18 protein-coding genes and 1 riboswitch are annotated in these 16,944 nt (G+C 60.8%); of the genes, 10 read left to right on the top strand and 8 right to left on the bottom strand.

All coding sequences use genetic code 11. The features are described 5' to 3' along the window. Positions 1-59: 59 nt before the first annotated feature. Both ACIK7D_RS08705 and ACIK7D_RS08700 read right to left on the bottom strand, forming a co-directional pair. Positions 60-1,016: a transketolase family protein gene (locus ACIK7D_RS08705; RefSeq protein ID WP_400156099.1), complete on the bottom strand. Its 957-nt coding sequence runs from the start codon at positions 1,014-1,016 to the stop codon at positions 60-62. Further along, complete coding sequence (locus tag ACIK7D_RS08700) at positions 1,016-1,825, bottom strand: transketolase (protein WP_052817934.1); 810 nt, start codon at positions 1,823-1,825, stop codon at positions 1,016-1,018. Before ACIK7D_RS08700 ends, ACIK7D_RS08705 begins: the two co-directional genes overlap by 1 nt. Positions 1,826-2,056: 231 nt before the next feature. On the opposite strand from ACIK7D_RS08700, the gene ACIK7D_RS08695 reads away from it, so the two are divergent. From ACIK7D_RS08695 to ACIK7D_RS08680, 4 genes are all read left to right on the top strand, one after another. Continuing rightward, on the top strand, positions 2,057-3,037 hold the full coding sequence (locus tag ACIK7D_RS08695) for an ABC transporter permease (protein ID WP_127758017.1): 981 nt from the start codon (positions 2,057-2,059) through the stop codon (positions 3,035-3,037). Positions 3,038-3,169: 132 nt separating this feature from the next. Beyond that, positions 3,170-4,099, top strand: coding sequence for a sugar ABC transporter substrate-binding protein (locus tag ACIK7D_RS08690; RefSeq protein ID WP_400156098.1), 930 nt, complete (start codon positions 3,170-3,172; stop codon positions 4,097-4,099). A gap of 117 nt (positions 4,100-4,216) precedes the next feature. Next, positions 4,217-5,695, top strand: coding sequence for a sugar ABC transporter ATP-binding protein (locus ACIK7D_RS08685; RefSeq protein WP_400156097.1), 1,479 nt, complete (start codon positions 4,217-4,219; stop codon positions 5,693-5,695). Positions 5,696-5,709: 14 nt separating this feature from the next. Continuing rightward, a complete protein-coding gene (locus tag ACIK7D_RS08680) occupies positions 5,710-6,498 on the top strand; it encodes an SDR family oxidoreductase (RefSeq protein ID WP_065115987.1) in 789 nt (262 codons plus the stop codon). Positions 6,499-6,772: 274 nt separating this feature from the next. Here the strand turns inward: ACIK7D_RS08680 and ribB are convergent, their stop codons facing one another. The 4 genes from ribB to ACIK7D_RS08660 form a co-directional block, all read right to left on the bottom strand. Then, complete coding sequence (ribB, locus tag ACIK7D_RS08675) at positions 6,773-7,414, bottom strand: 3,4-dihydroxy-2-butanone-4-phosphate synthase (RefSeq protein ID WP_400156096.1); 642 nt, start codon at positions 7,412-7,414, stop codon at positions 6,773-6,775. 121 nt (positions 7,415-7,535) lie between these two features. Beyond that, positions 7,536-7,686: riboswitch (FMN riboswitch) on the bottom strand. Between the two features lie 137 nt (positions 7,687-7,823). Then, the gene (locus ACIK7D_RS08670; RefSeq protein ID WP_137003715.1) at positions 7,824-8,531 is read right to left on the bottom strand and encodes a TIGR02281 family clan AA aspartic protease; all 708 of its coding nucleotides are present in this window, start codon (positions 8,529-8,531) and stop codon (positions 7,824-7,826) included. Further along, the gene (locus ACIK7D_RS08665; RefSeq protein ID WP_137453043.1) at positions 8,528-8,719 is read right to left on the bottom strand and encodes a DUF1289 domain-containing protein; all 192 of its coding nucleotides are present in this window, start codon (positions 8,717-8,719) and stop codon (positions 8,528-8,530) included. Before ACIK7D_RS08665 ends, ACIK7D_RS08670 begins: the two co-directional genes overlap by 4 nt. A gap of 19 nt (positions 8,720-8,738) precedes the next feature. Continuing rightward, positions 8,739-9,524: an adenosylcobinamide-GDP ribazoletransferase gene (locus ACIK7D_RS08660; protein ID WP_400156095.1), complete on the bottom strand. Its 786-nt coding sequence runs from the start codon at positions 9,522-9,524 to the stop codon at positions 8,739-8,741. A gap of 152 nt (positions 9,525-9,676) precedes the next feature. Between ACIK7D_RS08660 and cobT the strand changes: the two genes are divergently transcribed. Further along, positions 9,677-10,711 (top strand): nicotinate-nucleotide--dimethylbenzimidazole phosphoribosyltransferase, encoded by a 1,035-nt coding sequence (gene cobT / locus ACIK7D_RS08655; RefSeq protein ID WP_020012887.1) that lies wholly within the window; start codon positions 9,677-9,679, stop codon positions 10,709-10,711. An 8-nt stretch (positions 10,712-10,719) separates the two neighbouring features. Then, on the top strand, positions 10,720-11,124 hold the full coding sequence (locus ACIK7D_RS08650) for a diacylglycerol kinase (RefSeq protein WP_137003712.1): 405 nt from the start codon (positions 10,720-10,722) through the stop codon (positions 11,122-11,124). Positions 11,125-11,137: 13 nt separating this feature from the next. On the opposite strand, the gene pdhS2 is transcribed toward ACIK7D_RS08650, so the two are convergent. Further along, positions 11,138-12,673, bottom strand: a complete 1,536-nt coding sequence (pdhS2, locus tag ACIK7D_RS08645) for a two-component system sensor histidine kinase PdhS2 (RefSeq protein WP_137453045.1) — start codon at positions 12,671-12,673, stop codon at positions 11,138-11,140. A gap of 108 nt (positions 12,674-12,781) precedes the next feature. Between pdhS2 and ACIK7D_RS08640 the strand changes: the two genes are divergently transcribed. The 4 genes from ACIK7D_RS08640 to ACIK7D_RS08625 all read left to right on the top strand — a co-directional run bounded on the left by ACIK7D_RS08640 (position 12,782) and on the right by ACIK7D_RS08625 (position 15,823). Next, positions 12,782-13,375 carry a thermonuclease family protein gene (locus ACIK7D_RS08640; RefSeq protein ID WP_400156094.1) on the top strand — a complete coding sequence of 198 codons (594 nt, stop codon included), beginning with the start codon at positions 12,782-12,784 and terminating at the stop codon, positions 13,373-13,375. Beyond that, positions 13,368-14,012 carry a uracil-DNA glycosylase family protein gene (locus ACIK7D_RS08635; protein WP_162936624.1) on the top strand — a complete coding sequence of 215 codons (645 nt, stop codon included), beginning with the start codon at positions 13,368-13,370 and terminating at the stop codon, positions 14,010-14,012. Before ACIK7D_RS08640 ends, ACIK7D_RS08635 begins: the two co-directional genes overlap by 8 nt. Positions 14,013-14,082: 70 nt before the next feature. Beyond that, complete coding sequence (locus ACIK7D_RS08630; RefSeq protein WP_003507846.1) at positions 14,083-14,571, top strand: Lrp/AsnC family transcriptional regulator; 489 nt, start codon at positions 14,083-14,085, stop codon at positions 14,569-14,571. A 286-nt stretch (positions 14,572-14,857) separates the two neighbouring features. Beyond that, a complete protein-coding gene (locus tag ACIK7D_RS08625) occupies positions 14,858-15,823 on the top strand; it encodes an aliphatic sulfonate ABC transporter substrate-binding protein (RefSeq protein WP_400156093.1) in 966 nt (321 codons plus the stop codon). Between the two features lie 266 nt (positions 15,824-16,089). On the opposite strand, the gene ACIK7D_RS08620 is transcribed toward ACIK7D_RS08625, so the two are convergent. After that, the gene (locus ACIK7D_RS08620; RefSeq protein WP_400156092.1) at positions 16,090-16,914 is read right to left on the bottom strand and encodes a methyltransferase domain-containing protein; all 825 of its coding nucleotides are present in this window, start codon (positions 16,912-16,914) and stop codon (positions 16,090-16,092) included. Positions 16,915-16,944 lie beyond the last annotated feature (30 nt).

Below are 16,944 nucleotides of genomic sequence, written 5' to 3'. Positions count from 1 at the left end.
TATTGCAGAAAGGGTGTCGCCGCGCATCCGAAGACACGCGACGACCCTGGGAGGAGACTTTATTTTCTCTTGATCAGCGTCTGCGCCGCATCCGCGATGGCTTCAGGGGCCATACCGAATTGATCCAGCAGCCATTCGGCCGAACCGGTGTGGGCAAAGACGCCGGGAACGCCGAGACGTTTCATCGGCACGGGGGCCTGTTCGACCACGACTTCGGCAATGGCCGAACCAAGGCCGCCGAAGATCGAATGTTCTTCAGCCGTCAGGATCGCGCCGGTTTCCTTCGCAGCAGTGACGATCGCCGCCTCATCGATGGGGCGCACGGTCGCCATGTTCAGCACCCGCGCCTTGACGCCACGGCTGGCCAGAATATCGGCGGCCTTGACGATGCGGTGGGTCAGCGTGCCATTGGCGATCAAAGTCAGGTCGGAACCTTCACGCAGCAGGTTGGCGCGGCCGAGTTCGAAGACATGGCCTTCCGGCAGCAGATCCGGCACGCCGACGCGTGACAGCCGCAGGAAGCAGGGGCCGGCATAGTCCGCCGCCCATTTGACGGCGGCGGCCGTTTCGATGCGGTCGCAGGGCGCGATGACCGGCAGGTTCGGCAGAACGCGGGTCCAGGCGAAATCTTCGATGGAATGATGCGTCGGGCCGAGTTCGCCATAGGCCATGCCCGAGGATATGCCGATCAGCTTCACATTGGCGTTGGAATAAGCAAGGTCGGCCTTGATCTGCTCCAGCGCGCGGCCGGTGAGGAAGCAGGACGCGCCGCAGACGAAGGGCAACTGGCCGCCATTGGCGAGACCGGCGCCGACGCCGACCATATTCTGTTCGGCAATGCCGACATTCACGAGGCGCTCGGGGAATTTCGACTTGAAGCCGCCGAGCTTCGAGGAGCCGACCGAATCGTTGCAGACGGCGACGACCCTGTCATTGCCGGCGGCCAGCGCTTCCAGCGTTTCGGCGAAGGCGTCGCGGCAGTCATAAAGCTTGGCGGCGGTTACGGGCGCGTTCATTACAATGTCTCCGAAAGTTCTTTGACGGCGATTTCATATTGTTCCCTGCTCGGAACCTTGTGGTGCCAGTCAACGCGGTCCTGCATGAAGGAAATGCCGTGACCCTTGTTGGTGTGGGCGACGATGCAATGCGGGCGGTTGCCGCGATGCTCCAGCGCCGGCACGACTTCCGCCATGGCGTTGCCGTTGATTTCGCTGACTTCCCAGCCGAAAGCCTCGAGCTTCGGGCGAAGCGGCGCGACATCGTTGGTTTCCGAAAGCGCCGCACCCTGCTGGAAGCGGTTGTGATCGACGATCAGCGTCAGATTATTGAGGCCGAATTGCGCTGCGGACATGATGGCTTCCCAGTTGGAGCCTTCCTGCATTTCGCCGTCGCCGGTCATGACATAGGTGTGGTAGTCCGCACCGGAAAGCTTGGCCGCCTTGGCCATGCCGACGGCAACCGGCAGTCCGTGACCGAGCGGGCCGGTATTGGTTTCCACACCCGGCACCTTGTTACAGTTCGGATGGCCGTTGAGGCGCGAATTCGGCTGCAGGAAGGTCGAGATTTCCTCTTCCGGGATGAAACCGCGCTTGGCAAGCGTCACATACAGCGCGCAGGCCGTATGGCCCTTGGAAAGCACGAAGCGGTCGCGGGCAGGGTTCTTCGGATCATCCGGCCAGATGCGCAGGACGCGGAAGTAAAGGGCCGTCATGATGTCGATAGCCGACATTTCGCCGCCGACATGGCCCGCACCCGCTTCAAAAACAGCCTGTACGTCGCGAAGGCGAATCTGGCGCGCAATGCGCTCTAGCTCCTGGGACTGCATGGAATCCTCTTCAAAACATGCGTGTGAATATTTATGCATCTATTTATATAATTGCAGACGTGGCGTTTCTGTCAAGATGGAATTGCGGATTGTTTATCGTCCGGCGGTATCGGCATTGCCGTGAAAGCCCTATTGACAAGCTTCTCTCAACTGGCTTATGCATGTTTCGCCGATGATGAATAATTATTCTAATCGGTTTAAAAAAATGCAAGACAGTCATCGGGAGGAGCCATGTCCGCGCTTGAACGCAATGAGGGGGTCACGCACACCAGGAGCCCGCTTGCCTGGCTGAGTGGTGCGACCGGACCGCTTTTGGGCCTGCTGCTGCTGTGTGTCTTTTTGACTTTCGCCAGCGAGAACTTCCTGTCGCTCCGAAACGGGCTCAACATTCTCGACCAGATCACAGTGCTCGGCATCATGGCCGTCGGCATGACCTTCGTGATCCTGCTTGGCGGCATCGATCTGTCCGTCGGCTCGGTGCTGGCGCTGTCGATGATGATCATGGGCTGGACGGCCAATGTCGCGGGCATGCCGATGGGCATGGCCATCGTGCTGGCGCTTGTCGCCTCTGCCGCCTGCGGCCTCGTGGTCGGTATTCTGGTGACGGCCTTTCGGGTGCCTGCTTTTATTGCCACGCTGGCGATGATGTCGGTGGCGCGCGGTCTCGCCAATATGATCACCGATGGACAGCAGATCGTCGGTTTTCCTGACTGGTTCATGATGCTGGCGATAGAGCGTCATTTCGGCGTGTTGACCGCAACCGTGCTGCTGATGCTGGTCGTGGTGCTTGTGACCTGGATTTTTCTGCGTTTCCGCTCCGAAGGCCGCACGGTTTATGCTGTTGGCGGCAACCCGGAAGTGGCGCGTCTTGCGGGCATCAACGTGCCGCTGGTGACGATCTGCGTTTATGTCGCCTGTGCGGTTCTGGCCGGTCTGGCCGGCATCGTTCTTGCAGCACGTCTCGACTCGGTGCAGCCCTCCAGCGGCTTCGGTTACGAGCTGGATACGATTGCGGCTGTCGTCATCGGCGGAACCTCGCTTTCGGGCGGTGCGGGCGGCATTGGCGGCACCCTGATCGGCGTGCTGATCATCGGCGTGCTGCGCAACGGCCTCAATCTGCTCAACGTTTCTCCCTTTTTGCAGCAGGTCATCATCGGTGTGGTCATCGTGCTGGCCGTGGGCGCTGAAACCTTGCGTCGCCGCAGAAGCTGAATTTGCCTGCGGATGGCGAAGAGCCGTCCGCGCAATAAACGACCCTCCCGGCATGGGAGGCGTGAAAAACGGCCGGAGGGGAGGAGGTTTGATCTGCCCGAAGGTCAACAATCAACAAATGGAGGAATAATCATGAAATTTTCACGCATTCTGCTGACATCCGCCGCCCTTCTCGCCATGTCGCTCGGCCAGGCCAATGCCGCCGAAGTCAAGAAGATCGGCCTTGCCGTCGCCAATCTGCAGGCGAACTTCTTCAACCAGATCAAGCAGGCCGTTGAAGCCGAAGCCAAGACGCGCGGCATTGCCGTCGTCACCGTTGACGCCAAGGGCGATGGCCCGACGCAGGTGAACCAGATCCAGGATCTGCTGACCCAGAATATCGATGCGCTGATCTACATTCCGGCCGGTGCCGCCGCTGCGACCGTTCCTGTAAAGCTTGCCAAGGCCTCCGGCGTTCCCGTCATCAACATCGACCGCAATGCCGATGGCGCGCCGGGCGATACCTTCCTTGCCACCGATTCCGTCGCCTCCGCCAAGGCGGTTTGCGATTACATCATCAAGCAGGCCGGTGGTTCGGGCAAGATGGTCATCATCCATGGCCAGAAGGGCACGACACCGGAAGTGGACCGCACCAAGGGCTGCATGGAATCGGTAAACGCCAATTCCGGCGTGAAGATCGTCGCCGAACAGTGGTCGAACATGTGGAGCCAGGATGAAGGCTTCCAGATCATGCAGAACATGCTGCAGGCCAATCCGGATGTCTCCATCGTCTTTGCGCAGGCCGACGGTCTGGCGCTCGGCGCGGCGCAGGCAATCAAGGTCGCCAACCCTTCGCAGAAGATCGTCGTTGGTGGCTTTGATGGTGATACGGCAGCCCTTGAGGCGCTGAAGAACGGCGTGTTCGACGTGACCGCGACGCAGCAGACCCAGAAGATGGGCCGCATGGCTGTGGAAATGGCCGTCAAGATCGTCGGCGGCGAGAAGGTTCCGGCCGTGCAACTCTCCGATGCGACGCTGACGACAAAGGAAAATGTCGAAGGCTTCATCGCCAACCATCCCTGATCCTGCTGCCCCGCGCGACCCTTGGGATGCGCGGGGCATTCACTGATTTGTCTTTAGGTTATTTCGGACGCAAGGCTTGGGCATTCCCGCTGCTTATGTGTCCTGGGAGGTCCCGTCATGCGCGAGCCGGTTCTTTCGCTCCGTGGCATCAGCAAACGTTATGGTCCGCTTGAGGTTCTGAAAGCCGTCGATCTCGATGTCTATCCGGGTGAAGTGGTGGCGTTGCTGGGTGAAAACGGCGCGGGCAAATCCACGCTGTCAGGTATCATCGCCGGTTCGCGTGAGCCGTCCGAGGGCAAGATGACATGGCTTGGAGAGCCATACGCGCCTGCATCGCCCCGCGAGGCGATCGATAAGGGCATCGTGCTCATCCACCAGGAGCTGAAGCTTCTGCCGGAGCTTTCCATCGCTGAAAATGTCTTCATCGGTCGCTGGCTGATGAAGAACGGCGTTATCGACCGCGCCGAGATGGTGCGCAGAGCCCAGCAGCAGCTGGCGCGCCTCAATCTCCACATTCCCGCCACCCGCAAGGTGGCCGGTCTTTCGACCGCCAACCAGCAGCTGATCGAAATCGCCAAGGCGCTGGCGCTGGATGCGAAACTTCTGATCCTCGATGAGCCGACAGCGGCACTTGGCGGTGCGGAAACGCAGGCGCTGTTCGAGCAGGTGCGCAAGCTGCGCGCCGAGGGCGTCGGCATCATCTATATTTCCCACCGCATGGAAGAGATCAAACAGATCACCGACCGCATCGTCGTGTTGCGCGATGGCGAGCGGGTGCATGAATTTGCCGATAGCGCGACGCCGGTGCGTACCATCGTTGAAAGCATGGTCGGCCGCTCGCTGGAGCGCCTGTTCCCGGCGTTGCCGGAACCGCAGGACAAGGTGGTGCTGGAGGTCAAGGGGCTGACCGGCGCGACCAATGCCTTCCGTGACATCAGCTTCGGCGTTCGCGCCGGCGAAATCCTTGGTATCGCCGGACTGATCGGCGCGGGACGCACCGAGCTGGTGCGGGCGATATCCGGTGCCGACCCGACGAGTGCGGGTGAGGTGCTGCTGGATGGCAAGGCGCTGGCGCTGAAAAGCCCGGCGGACGCTATAGAGAAGGGCATCGTCATGGTGCCGGAAGACCGCAAATTGCAGGGGCTGGTGGTGGAGCACGAGATCGGCGAGAACCTGATCTATGCCAATCTCGACCGCGTCGGCACTGGCTGGATCACGCCGCGCATCAAGCGCGCCTTTACCAAGGAAGCCATCGCCAAATTCGGGGTGAAGGGCCGCAGCGAACAGCCGGCGTCCGATCTTTCCGGTGGCAACCAGCAGAAGGTGGTCATTGCCAAATGGCTTGCCCGCAATCCGCGCGTGGTGGTGCTGGACGAGCCGACCCGCGGCATCGATGTCGGCGCACGCGCGGGCATTTACGATATCATCGTCGGATTGGCGAAAAGCGGCGTGGCCGTCATCGTCGTCAGTTCCGATCTCGAGGAAGTGCTGGGCGTATCGAACCGCATCCTCGTGCTCGCGCAGGGAAAACAGGCCGGCATCCTCAACCGTGACGAAGCAAACGACGTCTCGGTCATGGAACTGGCTACCATTTGAAGAAGGAAATACCGATGTCCACCATCACGCTCAACGCGCCGAAACTTTTCGATCTTTCCGGCCAGGTGGCACTTGTCACCGGTGCCGGCTCCGGCATCGGCCAGCGGATCGCCATGGGGCTTGCCCAGTCCGGCGCCAATGTCGCGCTGCTTGATCGCCGTACCGATGACGGTCTGGCGCAGACGGCTGATTTTATTGCAAAGGCCGGGCGCAAGTCGATCCAGATTGCGGCTGACGTCACCAGCAAGCAGGCATTGACTGAAGCGGTTGCGCGTACTGAGGCCGAGCTTGGTGCGCTTTCACTTGCCGTCAATGCCGCCGGCATCGCCAACGCCAATCCGGCCGAGGAGATGGAGGAAAGCCAGTTCCAGACGATGATGGACATCAACCTCAAGGGCGTTTTCCTCTCCTGCCAGGCGGAAGCCAATGCCATGCTGAAGAACGGTCGTGGCGCGATCGTCAACATCGCCTCGATGTCCGGCGTCATCGTCAATCGCGGGCTGATGCAGTGCCATTACAACGCCTCGAAGGCCGGCGTCATCCACATGTCGAAATCCATGGCGATGGAGTGGGTGGGGCGCGGCATTCGCGTCAACACCATCTCGCCGGGTTACACCGCAACGCCGATGAATACGCGGCCGGAAATGGTGCACCAGACCAAGCTGTTCGAAGAACAGACGCCGATGCAGCGCATGGCGGGCGTCGATGAGATGGTTGGTCCGGCGATCTTCCTGCTGTCAGATGCGGCGAGCTTCGTGACGGGCGTGGATCTGCTGGTGGATGGCGGTTTCTGCTGCTGGTAGGGTTTTCGACGCGGTAGCGCTGAGGTGGATGATAGGGCGCGCCAGACCTATGGGTCAGGTTGACGCGGCTTTTTCCCTCCGTCACCCCGGACTTGATCCGGGGTCCAGTGCGATCAAGTCTTTGATCGCAAAAGAGTCTTCTCACGGCGCAGACGCGCCGTGGCTGGATGCCGGATCAAGTCCGGCATGACGGAAGAGGAGAAGCCAGACGGTTTCACAAACATTACGCCCGGCTCGCGCCGGGCGTTTTCGTATTCACACCACCAGCAGCAGTTCACGCAACCTGCTTCTGCACCACGTCTTCGACAACATCGCCCTTGAGGTAAGCAACGAGGTCCTTGATCGTCACGACGAGCAGGCCGTGGCGTTCGGCGAAGACTTCGAGCTGGGGCAGGCGGGCCATGGTGCCGTCGTCATTGGCAACTTCGCAGATGGTGCCGGACGGGAATTTTCCGGCAAGGCGGCAGAGGTCCACGGCGGCTTCCGTGTGGCCGGTGCGGCCGAGAACACCTTGCGGATTGGCGCGCAGCGGGAAGATGTGGCCGGGACGGGCGAAGTCTTCCGGGCGCGAACCCTCCGACACCAGCGCACGCACTGTCTCTGCCCGGTCGGCGGCGGAAATGCCTGTCGTGGTGCCCGGAATATAGTCCACCGAGACGGTGAAGGCCGTCTTGAGGGATTCGGTGTTGCGCGACACCATCAGCGGAATGTCGAGCGCGTCGAGGCGCTCACCCGGCATGGCGACGCAGACCAGCCCGCGGGCATGATTCATCATGAAAGCGATCTGCTGCGGAGTGATGCTGTCGGAAGCGGCGATGATATCGCCTTCGTTTTCGCGGTCTTCATCGTCAACCACAATCACCATCTCGCCACGGGAAATGGCATCTATCGCGTCTTCAATTTTAGCAATGGTCATTCTATTTCAAGCCTTTCAAGGGGTTATGCCGTTTTGCGGCATTTTCGCGCTTCAAGAAGCGCCAAATATCCCTTGGGCGAACAATGCAATGCGAAGCCCGCTCACGCGCGGGCGTCTTATGCCTTGTCCTCTTCCATCCGGACTATACCGTCGGCTCCGGCCTCTCACCGGATCTGCTGACCTTCCGGCTTTGGAGACCGGAAGCGCTCGCGGGCTCCGGGAAAAATCCCGATACCGCCGGTGGGGAATTGCACCCCGCCCTGAGAACGGAACCAACATAAATTATCAAATGGGAAGGAATCAAGGGGCAATGGCCTGCCGTTGCCCTTGTGCGCGAAAAGAATATCCCGATTGCGGAGGCAACGGGGTATTTCCTTTCAGGGGCCGACAGCTCGTAGGGGGCTGAGGTTTATCGATCCCGCAACCGCAATTCATCGGTCTGCATCTGCAGCGAACCCAGCGTCGACAGGAAGCTCATGCCGAGCAGGCTCTGGCCCAATTGGCCATCCTGTGCGACGAGGGCGGGGATGTTGCGTCGCATGATCGGGCCAATGCTGATTTCCGAAAGGGTAACGGGCGCTGCCGCCGTGCGGCCATTCGCGGTCATCACCGGTACGGTATAGCGGAGATTTGCGGTGTCGATGCCGATTGCGGCCGCATCCGCATTGGCGAGCACCACGGAACTTGCACCGGTATCGACGAGCATGTGGATCGTCTTGCCCTCGACGCCGACATTTGCCTCGAAATGGCCGCTCATCGATTTGTGCAGGACGATTTCCTGTTCGCCGCCAGCCGTCGTCACCACCACGGCGCGGCCGGGCATCAGGCCGCCCAGCAGCCGGTCGCCGAAGGATTGCAGGTCGTAGCGATAGAGATAGAGCGAGACGAGGCCGAGAATGATGACGAGCCAGACGGCGAGCTGGCGGATGACGGTGCCGAAGCTGCCGCGTCTTCCCGCCAGAATGCCGGCCGATAATAGGCCGGCAATGGGCAGAAGATAAAGCACGTGGGCGAATTGATCATTATCGATGCCGAGCGTTCGGCCGCCGTCGTGATTGATGAGAAGCAGGCCAAGGCCGACGGCCAGCAGGAGGAGAACGATGGTCAGCCTGTTCATGCGATATGCGTCTCCTTGGCGGTCTCGGGCAGGTTTGCCAGTCTTTGCGGCAGCAACCGCATGATGTCGCGGCGCTTCTCGTCGCTATACCCTGCCCAGCCGCCGATTTCATCCAGCGTTCGCCCGCAGCCGATGCAGAGGCTCATGGTTTCATCGAGGCGGCAGATATGGATGCAGGGTGTTTCCATGATGATTTATATCAGGCCGTCACGCCGCAAGGGCAAGGGCGATGAGGGTAACGATCTCCGTGATCTGCTGGCACGCGCCGATGGTGTCGCCGGTATGGCCGCCGATCTTCCTGTCGCAGAGCCTGCCGAAAAGCACCGCCGCCAGAAAGGCTGCCGCCAGCACCAGGGCAATCGACAGGAGCGGCAGGGCATGCAGCGTGAAGAGTGTGAAAAGCAAAAACCCGATCACCAGCGCGATGTTGCGCTCGCTTGTGCCCGGCTGTCCGGCGCCGGCGGCGATGCCGGAGGTTTTGGCGGCGGGCAGGGATTGCCAGTGCCACACCATCAGGGCGCGGCTGAGGACAAGCGCGGCGATCAGGGCAGCGGCGGCGGTTTTTGCCGGCAGCGTCTCAACGAGCGAGGCGAGCGCGGTGGCGCGAAGCGCAAAGGACAGGACCATGGCAATCGTGCCATAGCTGCCGATGCGGCTGTCCTTCATGATCTCGAGCATGCGCGCCTTTTCCTTGCCGCTGCCGAAACCGTCGGCCATGTCGGCCAGGCCGTCTTCGTGCAGCGCGCCCGTGATGAGCGCCGTCAGGCCGATGACGAGCCAGCCGGTAAGTTGCGGAGAGGCGTCGAAGGCTGCGAAAACGACAACAAGGAAAGCGGCGGGCAGGGCGATCAGCAGGCCGGCGGCGGGAAAGGCGCGGGCGGTGCGGCGCATCGACACGCCCTCGGCATCTTCGAAAAACCGCGAGGGAACGGGCAGGCGGCTCAGAAAGGCGAGGGAATGCATGACATCTGTTATAAAATCCCCGGCCTTCATGCTCTCTCCGTTGCAGTCGCTGCATTTCCGGTTGTTCCGCGGCGCATCCGCGATTATGAGAGGCGCAACAAAGACCGATTTGCCGGAAAACACAAGTTCCGGACGCATGAGCCGATGCGACAGCCAACCTGACGACGAGAAAGACAGATATCATGAGCATGAGCGGATTGCCCTTCGACGATTTCCGCGCGCTGCTGCGCGAGCTTCCCGGCCCGGATACGCACGCGCTTGTGGCGGCCAAGGAGCGCAATGCGCAGCTGACCAAGCCTGCCGGTTCGCTCGGACGTCTCGAAGAAATCGCCATGTGGCTGGCTGCCTGGTCCGGCCGTTCTCCGGCCGTCACCCGCCCGCTGGTGGCGATCTTCGCCGGCAATCATGGCGTTACCCGGCACGGCGTTACGCCCTATCCGACATCCGTGACCCAGCAGATGGTGGAAAATTTCGCGGCAGGCGGCGCGGCGATCAACCAGATCTGCGTTGCAAACGATCTTGGCCTGAAGATCTTCGATCTGGCGCTCGATTACCCGACCGGCGACATCACCTGCGAGCCGGCGCTTTCCGAGCGCGATTGCGCCGCCACCATGGCCTTCGGCATGGAGGCGATTGCCGGCGGCACCGATCTTCTCTGCGTCGGCGAAATGGGCATCGGCAACACCACCATTGCGGCGGCGATCAATCTCGCGCTTTATGGCGGCACGGCGGAAGAATGGACCGGTCCCGGCACCGGCTCGGAAGGCGAAGTCATGGCCCGCAAGATCGCGGCGGTGAAGGCAGCGGTGGAGTTCCACAAGGATCATCTGTCCGATCCGCTGGAGATCATGCGCCGTCTCGGCGGACGCGAGATCGCCGCGATTGCCGGCGCCATCCTTGCCGCCCGTGTGCAGCGGATTCCCGTGCTGATCGACGGTTATGTGGCGACGGCTGCTGCCGCTCTCCTCAAGGCCGCCAATCCTTCGGCGCTCGACCATTGCCTGATCGGCCATGTCTCGGGTGAGCCCGGCCATCTGGCCGCCATCGAAAAGCTCGGCAAGACGCCGCTTTTGGCGCTTGGCATGCGGCTCGGCGAAGGCACGGGGGCAGCGCTTGCCGCCGGCATCGTCAAGGCCGCCGCCGCCTGCCATTCCGGCATGGCGACATTCGAAGCGGCGGGTGTGGACACCCGCATCAGTTCCCGCACCGACCATTGAGGCCGAAGATGGACCTGACGCCGCAAAAGAAGCAACCGGAACCCGCCTTTCGCAAGGAAAAAGGTTGGCGGCATCTTTTTGCCGCCGCGCGCTATTCCGTGCAGGGCCTTGGCCGGCTGTGGCAGGAAGCGGCGTTCCGGCATGAGGTTCTCGCCTTCGGCGTCGGGCTTGCCCTGCTTCTGGTCGTCGGCGCGCCGTTTGCGCATCTTCTTGTCTTTACGGTGCTGATGCTGCTTCTGTTTTCGGTGGAGGCGTTGAATACCGCCATCGAGGAGCTGGTGGACCGTATTTCACCGGAAATCTCCTCGGTCGGGCGGCATGCCAAGGACCTCGGCTCCTTTGCCGTCTTCTGCCTGTTGATGGCGAACGGATTTTTCGTGCTGTATTCGCTGGTGACGACGTTATTCTTCTGAGGTCTCTTCAGGCCTAAGCGAAGGACCGCCGGCGCGGCTGGATGGCGTGGGTTTCTTCCACGGCCGGCAGGCTTTGCAGCACACGTTTGGCCGGCAGGATGGCGATGCCTTCTGTGCCCTCGCGCAGTTTCGATTTCAGGATGAACTGGCCGTCATGCTTGGCGAGAATGGCCTGAACGATGGGCAGGCCAAGGCCGGTTCCCTGTTCGGCGCTCTTGATCGCGATCGATCCCTGACCGAAGGCGGACAGCACCACGGGAATTTCATCTTCGGGAATGCCGGGACCGTTATCCCTGATCGAGACATATTGGCCGCCGCCTGCCGTCCAGCCGGCTTTCACGAGGATCTCGCCGCCCTGCGGCGTGAATTTTACGGCGTTGGACAGCAGGTTGAGGATGACCTGGCGAATGGATTTCTCATCGGCCCAGACCTGCGGCAGGCTGTTTTCGAACTGCTGGGAAATTTTGATGTTCTTGGCGCGGGCGCGAAGCTGGATCATGCCGATGCAATCCTCGGCGATTTCCAGCATCGAGATCGCTTCTTCGTTCAGGTCATAGCGGCCGGCCTCGATGCGCGACAGGTCGAGGATTTCGTTGATGAGATCAAGCAGATGCTGGCCGGAGCGATGGATATCGCCGGAATATTCCTTGTAGAGCGGATTGTTGAGCGGACCGAGCACCTCTGATGACATGACCTCGGAGAAACCGAGAATGGCGTTGAGCGGGGTTCTGAGCTCATGCGACATGGAGGCGAGGAAGCGCGATTTCGCCAGATTGGCTTCTTCCGCGCGCCGCCGCGCCTCGTCCGAAACCGAGTTTGCGACTTCGAGTTCTGCGATCAGGTCGTCCTTTTCCGTTTGCGAGGAGAGGAGCTTGATGCTGGTCTGGTAAAGCCGGCTGGTAATGCGATGACAGAAGAGGATCGCCATGCCGAACATCAGCGCCAAGCCGACATCGAAGGGATCGCGTGAAATGGCCGAGGTTATGCAGAGAGCCGCCAGCACCGGCAGGAAGGTCATGAAGGTCGCCCGCCGCAGCATGAAATTGGCCATGGCGGTCAGCGAAAGCGCGATCAGCAGCGTCGAGCCCTTGAAGAAAAGAACGAGCGTCGGGTCGTTGCGCACCGGTTCGGCCAGCGCAAACATTGCCCAGGCGCAGCCGATGAGGATCTGCATGCCGAGGAAGAGACTTTTCCAGTGCTGAAGATTGTCGGCCGTGATTTCCTGTTTTGCCGCCCGCTTGGCCAAGAGCAGAGAAAAGGCGTGGAAGCTCAGCGCAATCAGCGACCAGATGATCAGGCTGATATCGCGGGTGATATAAAGGCCGATGATGGAGGCGAGCAGGATGAAAAGCGGCATGATCATCGCGCCCTGCAGGGTTTCGGCGATGTGCATGGTCAGCATTTCGCGTTCATAGGCGTCGCTTGCGCCGGCCCCCTGCTGCAGGCGTTCACGCGTCGTCTTCACCGTGTCGAAGACCGCCTTGTTGCGGTGCTTTTTCGACCGGTCGACGATGATCTTGTCGGTGGACGTGCTGACGCTTTTACTCATTGTTACAACGCAGGGTGACATGAACCCTTGCAGACTACGCGCAAAATCTTAAGAAGATGCTGCCGTGAAAGGATTTGTTTGCCATTTCTGACAAGGGTTTGTTGTTACATGAGACGAAATGGAGGCAAGGGCAGGCGGTTTTCGGCATTTCGCGATGGCGGGCTTTTTCTCGCCACGGTTTTTCTCGGCATTCTGATCGCGGCCAAGCTCGACCAGATCAACAGCGAAACCTATAGCGGCCGCTTCTTCGTGATCGATGGCGATACGCTGTCGAAGGGTGAGGAACGTTTCCGGTTGCTCGGCATCGATGCGCCGGAGCTTGCGCAGACATGCCTTCGCGGCAGCGAAAGCTGGCCGTGCGGCGAGGAAGCGCGCCGTATCCTGCAAAGGCTGGCCGGGGCTGAGGGTTTTTCCTGTTCCGGCAGTTCCAGAGACCGTTACGGGCGGCTGCTGGTTTATTGTTCCGCCGGCGGCAGGGATATCTCGTCGGAAATGGTGTCGGCGGGTTTTGCCGTCGCATCCGGTTATTTCCAGTTCTCCGGCGAACAGGCGGCGGCGCGCAGGCAGGCACGCGGCATCTGGGCAGGAGAATTCGAGAAACCGTCGCAGTGGCGGCGGGAACACCGTGCCGCGGATCTGGAAACGCCGGCGGTGGGTTTCCTCACCGTTGTCCGTCATCTTCTGGGGTGGGATTATGGTTGAGCTGGTGCCGGTGCGTGATGACGGGCTGGACGGATTGCGCGGAGAAATCGCCCGCTGCCGTCTCTGTCGCGACAAGCCGCTCAGGGGAATGGCCGATCGCCTGCCGCACGAACCCCGGCCGGTGGTCGTAATGTCGACCAAGGCGCGCATCCTGATTGCCGGGCAGGCGCCGGGGCTTCGCGTGCATGAAACGGGGCTGCCGTTCAACGATGCCTCGGGCGACAGGCTGCGGCAATGGCTGAACGTCGACCGGCAGACGTTCTACGATCCGGATCGTTTCGCCATCGTGCCCATGGGCTTCTGTTTCCCCGGTTATGACGACAAGGGCAGCGACCTGCCGCCCCGGCGCGAATGCGCGCCGCAATGGCGTGAGCGGGTGATGATGGCGATGCCGCAGGTGGAGCTGATCCTCGCCATCGGCCAATATGCGCAGGCTTTTCATCTGGGGGAAAGGCGGCGCAAGACCATGACGGAAACGGTGCAGGACTGGCGCGGCTTTCTCCATGCCAATTCCGGCCCCGGCATTTTTCCCCTGCCGCATCCAAGCTGGCGCAACACGGGCTGGCTGAAAAAGAACCCATGGTTCACGGAGGAACTGCTGCCGGTTCTGCGACAACATGTGGAAATGCGGCTTTAGTGAAACAATTTTCTGTTTTTCTGCAAAAATTAGTGTATTGAAAGGAAATTAATTCAGGAGGATAGACGCATTGGATCGCCTAGACCGTAAGATTTTGCGCATTCTGCAAGAGGATTCCACGCTGGCCGTTGCCGATCTGGCGAAAAAGGTCGGCCTTTCCACGACGCCCTGTTGGCGGCGTATCCAGAAGATGGAGGAAGACGGCGTTATTCGCCGGCGCGTGGCGCTGCTCGATCCGGTCAAGGTCAACACCAAGGTCACGGTTTTCGTCTCCATCCGCACCGCCTCCCATTCCATCGAATGGCTGAAGCGTTTCTCCGAGGTGGTTTCCGAGTTTCCAGAAGTCGTCGAATTTTACCGTATGAGCGGCGATGTCGACTATCTGCTGCGCGTCGTCGTGCCTGATATTGCGGCCTATGATGCCTTCTACAAGCGCATGATCGCCAAGATCGAAATTCGCGACGTGTCCTCTGCCTTCGCGATGGAGCAGATCAAATATACGACGGAACTGCCGCTCGATTACATGCTGCTGGACAATCCGAAATCCGGCGAGGAGTGATCCGCCGCCGGCCAGTTTTTCGACCGATGCCCTTTCCGGTTGCCAGGGAGGGCATTTTCATTTGCGGGTACCTTTTCCTCGCCGATCTGGCTCATCGCAGGGCGATCCTGTCGGAAGGTCCATCCGTTGGCCGCTGCCGGGGCACGACAATTCTATTCCGCGCATAGTGGCAAATTCGCACATTCAATTCTCTCGGCCCTGTCTCCGCGCAAACTGGGATTTTGATAAAATCTCTCGAATATCTACGCTTTTACTGTCGAAGGATGGAATAGCGAGGGATATCCATATGCTTACACGACGCGGAACATTGGGACTGATTGCAGGTGCGACCGGGGCAGTGTTTCTGCCGCATATCCGGCGGGCAAGTGGCGCAACCACCACATTGCGGATTGGCTGGCAGAAGAATGGCGTGATAGCGCTCGCGAAAAGCCAGGGTGCGCTCGAAGCGCTGCTGAAGGATCGCGGCATCGAGGTCAAATGGTCGGAATTCTCCTCCGGGCCGCCGCTTCTCGAGGCGCTGGGTGCCGGCGCGCTGGATATCGGCCCGACCGGCGATGTGCCGCCGCTTTTCGCGCAGGCTGCGGGCGGTAATCTGCGTTATGTGGGCACTTACAAAGCGGCGGCCGGCGGATCGGCCATCCTCGTGCAGAAGGATTCGCCGCTGAAGACGCTGGAAGACCTGAAAGGCAGGAAAGTCGCCTTCAAGCGCGGCTCCAGCGCCCACAATGTCACCGTCAAGGCGTTGCGAAAGGCAGGGTTGACCTTGAGCGACATTACGCCGGTCGATCTTGCCCCGCCGGATGCGGCCGCCGCCTTCCGCAGCGGCAGCATCGATGCCTGGTCGATCTGGGATCCTTATTTCGCCGTGGCGGAAAAAGAGCCGACGACACGGGTTCTTTCGACCGCCGAAGGCATCGTCGATCCGTGGAGCTATTTCCTTGCCAATGGCGATTTCGTGGAGGCCAACCCCGATCTCGTGCCGCTGATCCTCAAGGAACTGGCGAATGTGGGTGCGAAAGCCCAGGCCGATATCGATGCAACGGCAAAGTCGCTGGCGTCGATCACCGGCGTTCCCGAGGATGTCACCAAGGTCTCGCTGACGCGGCCGGGCGCCGATCTCGGGCGGGTTTCGCTGGTTCCGGATGAAGCCATCGCCTATCAGCAGGCGCTTGCGGATGAGTTCTACGATCTGAAGATCGTGCCGAAGAAACTCACCGTGGCGGATATCGTGTGGCGGCCGAAGGCGAGCTGAGGGGGCTAAAAGGTGAGTCTCTTCAACCTGCTGGCGGGTGTTGCTGAGAGGTTGATTCAGGAAAATGCCATTCTTGCCGCATAGGGCGAGCCCGTGCCGCTTGTTTCTTCTCTCCGCCGGGGAGAAGTCCGCGGCAGCGGGACGAGGGGGCAAGGGTAGAGATAGACCGAGAGTTTGCCCCCTCATCCGACCCTTCGGGTCACCTTCTCCCCGGCGGGGAGAAGAAAACTGCCGAAACGTCGGGGGCACAAGCCTCCTATGTCGCATCAGCCCTTGAGCTTGGCAATCACCAGATGGCCGGGTGTCGGATTGCCGTCCTGCATGCGCACGTTGATGTCGGTCACTTCGAGAACCTCGAAACCGGTCGCCGCCAGTCTTTCCCGAACATAGGTTTCCGCATGGGCGAAACGCTGGTGCGGGCCGACCATATAGGGGCGTCCGGCCAGGGTTTCTTCGGGCAGGGTTTCCGACGAGAAGATCAGCAGGCCGCCGGCATTGAGGTTTTCGGCGGCGCCGAAAAACAGCGGCTCCAGCGCGCCGAGATAGGGCAGTACATCGGTGGCGGTGATGATGTCGAAAGGTTCGTCGTCATTATCCTCGAGAAAATCCTCGGCTTCGGCGATGTAGAGCGTCTCGTAGAGGTCCTTCTCATGGGCGATCTCGACCATGTTTTCGGAAATATCGATGCCGGTGATATCGTCGGCCATATCGCGCAGCGCCTCGCCGGTAAGGCCGGTGCCGCAGCCGAGATCGAGCAGGCGCTTGAAGGGGCCGAGATTCAGCGTCTGCAGCCGCTGGCGCACCATCATCGGTACGGCGTAACCGAGCTGTTCGACAAGAATATCCTCGAAAGCTTCGGCATGCTGGTCGAACAGGGTTTCGACATAGGCGTCGGGCGCCTTTGGCGGGGTTTCGCCCCGGCCCATGGCGGCGATGCGCACGGCCGCTCCGCCGTGATCGTCCGGATCGATGGCCAGAACCTCTTCATAGGCCTTAACCGCCGCGTCCACATCGCCGGCTTTTTCAAGCGCGAGCGCGCGGTTATAGGCCTCGGCAAGCGCCTCTTCGTCGATTTTCTGGTTCTTCGTCATCGTGCCTTATCCGTCAGCATCTTCAGTTGA

Source organism: Agrobacterium sp. P15N1-A, assembly GCF_044626815.1.
In the GTDB taxonomy this organism is placed as follows: domain Bacteria; phylum Pseudomonadota; class Alphaproteobacteria; order Rhizobiales; family Rhizobiaceae; genus Agrobacterium; species Agrobacterium leguminum.
Note: the sequence above shows the minus strand (reverse complement) of the source record. Positions and strands in the feature narration are given on the sequence as shown.

What these genes read in the sequence shown, in the direction of transcription:
- ACIK7D_RS08685 (WP_400156097.1), top strand. Translation starts at nt 4,217, where the DNA reads ATGCGCGAGCCGGTTCTTTCGCTCCGTGGCATCAGCAAACGTTATGGT.
- ribB (WP_400156096.1), bottom strand. Translation starts at nt 7,414, where the DNA reads ATGACCATTGCTAAAATTGAAGACGCGATAGATGCCATTTCCCGTGGC.
- ACIK7D_RS08650 (WP_137003712.1), top strand. Translation starts at nt 10,720, where the DNA reads ATGGACCTGACGCCGCAAAAGAAGCAACCGGAACCCGCCTTTCGCAAG.
- ACIK7D_RS08680 (WP_065115987.1), top strand. Translation starts at nt 5,710, where the DNA reads ATGTCCACCATCACGCTCAACGCGCCGAAACTTTTCGATCTTTCCGGC.
- pdhS2 (WP_137453045.1), bottom strand. Translation starts at nt 12,673, where the DNA reads ATGAGTAAAAGCGTCAGCACGTCCACCGACAAGATCATCGTCGACCGG.
- ACIK7D_RS08620 (WP_400156092.1), bottom strand. Translation starts at nt 16,914, where the DNA reads ATGACGAAGAACCAGAAAATCGACGAAGAGGCGCTTGCCGAGGCCTAT.
- cobT (WP_020012887.1), top strand. Translation starts at nt 9,677, where the DNA reads ATGAGCATGAGCGGATTGCCCTTCGACGATTTCCGCGCGCTGCTGCGC.
- ACIK7D_RS08635 (WP_162936624.1), top strand. Translation starts at nt 13,368, where the DNA reads ATGGTTGAGCTGGTGCCGGTGCGTGATGACGGGCTGGACGGATTGCGC.
- ACIK7D_RS08695 (WP_127758017.1), top strand. Translation starts at nt 2,057, where the DNA reads ATGTCCGCGCTTGAACGCAATGAGGGGGTCACGCACACCAGGAGCCCG.
- ACIK7D_RS08700 (WP_052817934.1), bottom strand. Translation starts at nt 1,825, where the DNA reads ATGCAGTCCCAGGAGCTAGAGCGCATTGCGCGCCAGATTCGCCTTCGC.
- ACIK7D_RS08625 (WP_400156093.1), top strand. Translation starts at nt 14,858, where the DNA reads ATGCTTACACGACGCGGAACATTGGGACTGATTGCAGGTGCGACCGGG.
- ACIK7D_RS08640 (WP_400156094.1), top strand. Translation starts at nt 12,782, where the DNA reads ATGAGACGAAATGGAGGCAAGGGCAGGCGGTTTTCGGCATTTCGCGAT.
- ACIK7D_RS08690 (WP_400156098.1), top strand. Translation starts at nt 3,170, where the DNA reads ATGAAATTTTCACGCATTCTGCTGACATCCGCCGCCCTTCTCGCCATG.
- ACIK7D_RS08660 (WP_400156095.1), bottom strand. Translation starts at nt 9,524, where the DNA reads ATGAAGGCCGGGGATTTTATAACAGATGTCATGCATTCCCTCGCCTTT.
- ACIK7D_RS08705 (WP_400156099.1), bottom strand. Translation starts at nt 1,016, where the DNA reads ATGAACGCGCCCGTAACCGCCGCCAAGCTTTATGACTGCCGCGACGCC.
- ACIK7D_RS08670 (WP_137003715.1), bottom strand. Translation starts at nt 8,531, where the DNA reads ATGAACAGGCTGACCATCGTTCTCCTCCTGCTGGCCGTCGGCCTTGGC.
- ACIK7D_RS08665 (WP_137453043.1), bottom strand. Translation starts at nt 8,719, where the DNA reads ATGGAAACACCCTGCATCCATATCTGCCGCCTCGATGAAACCATGAGC.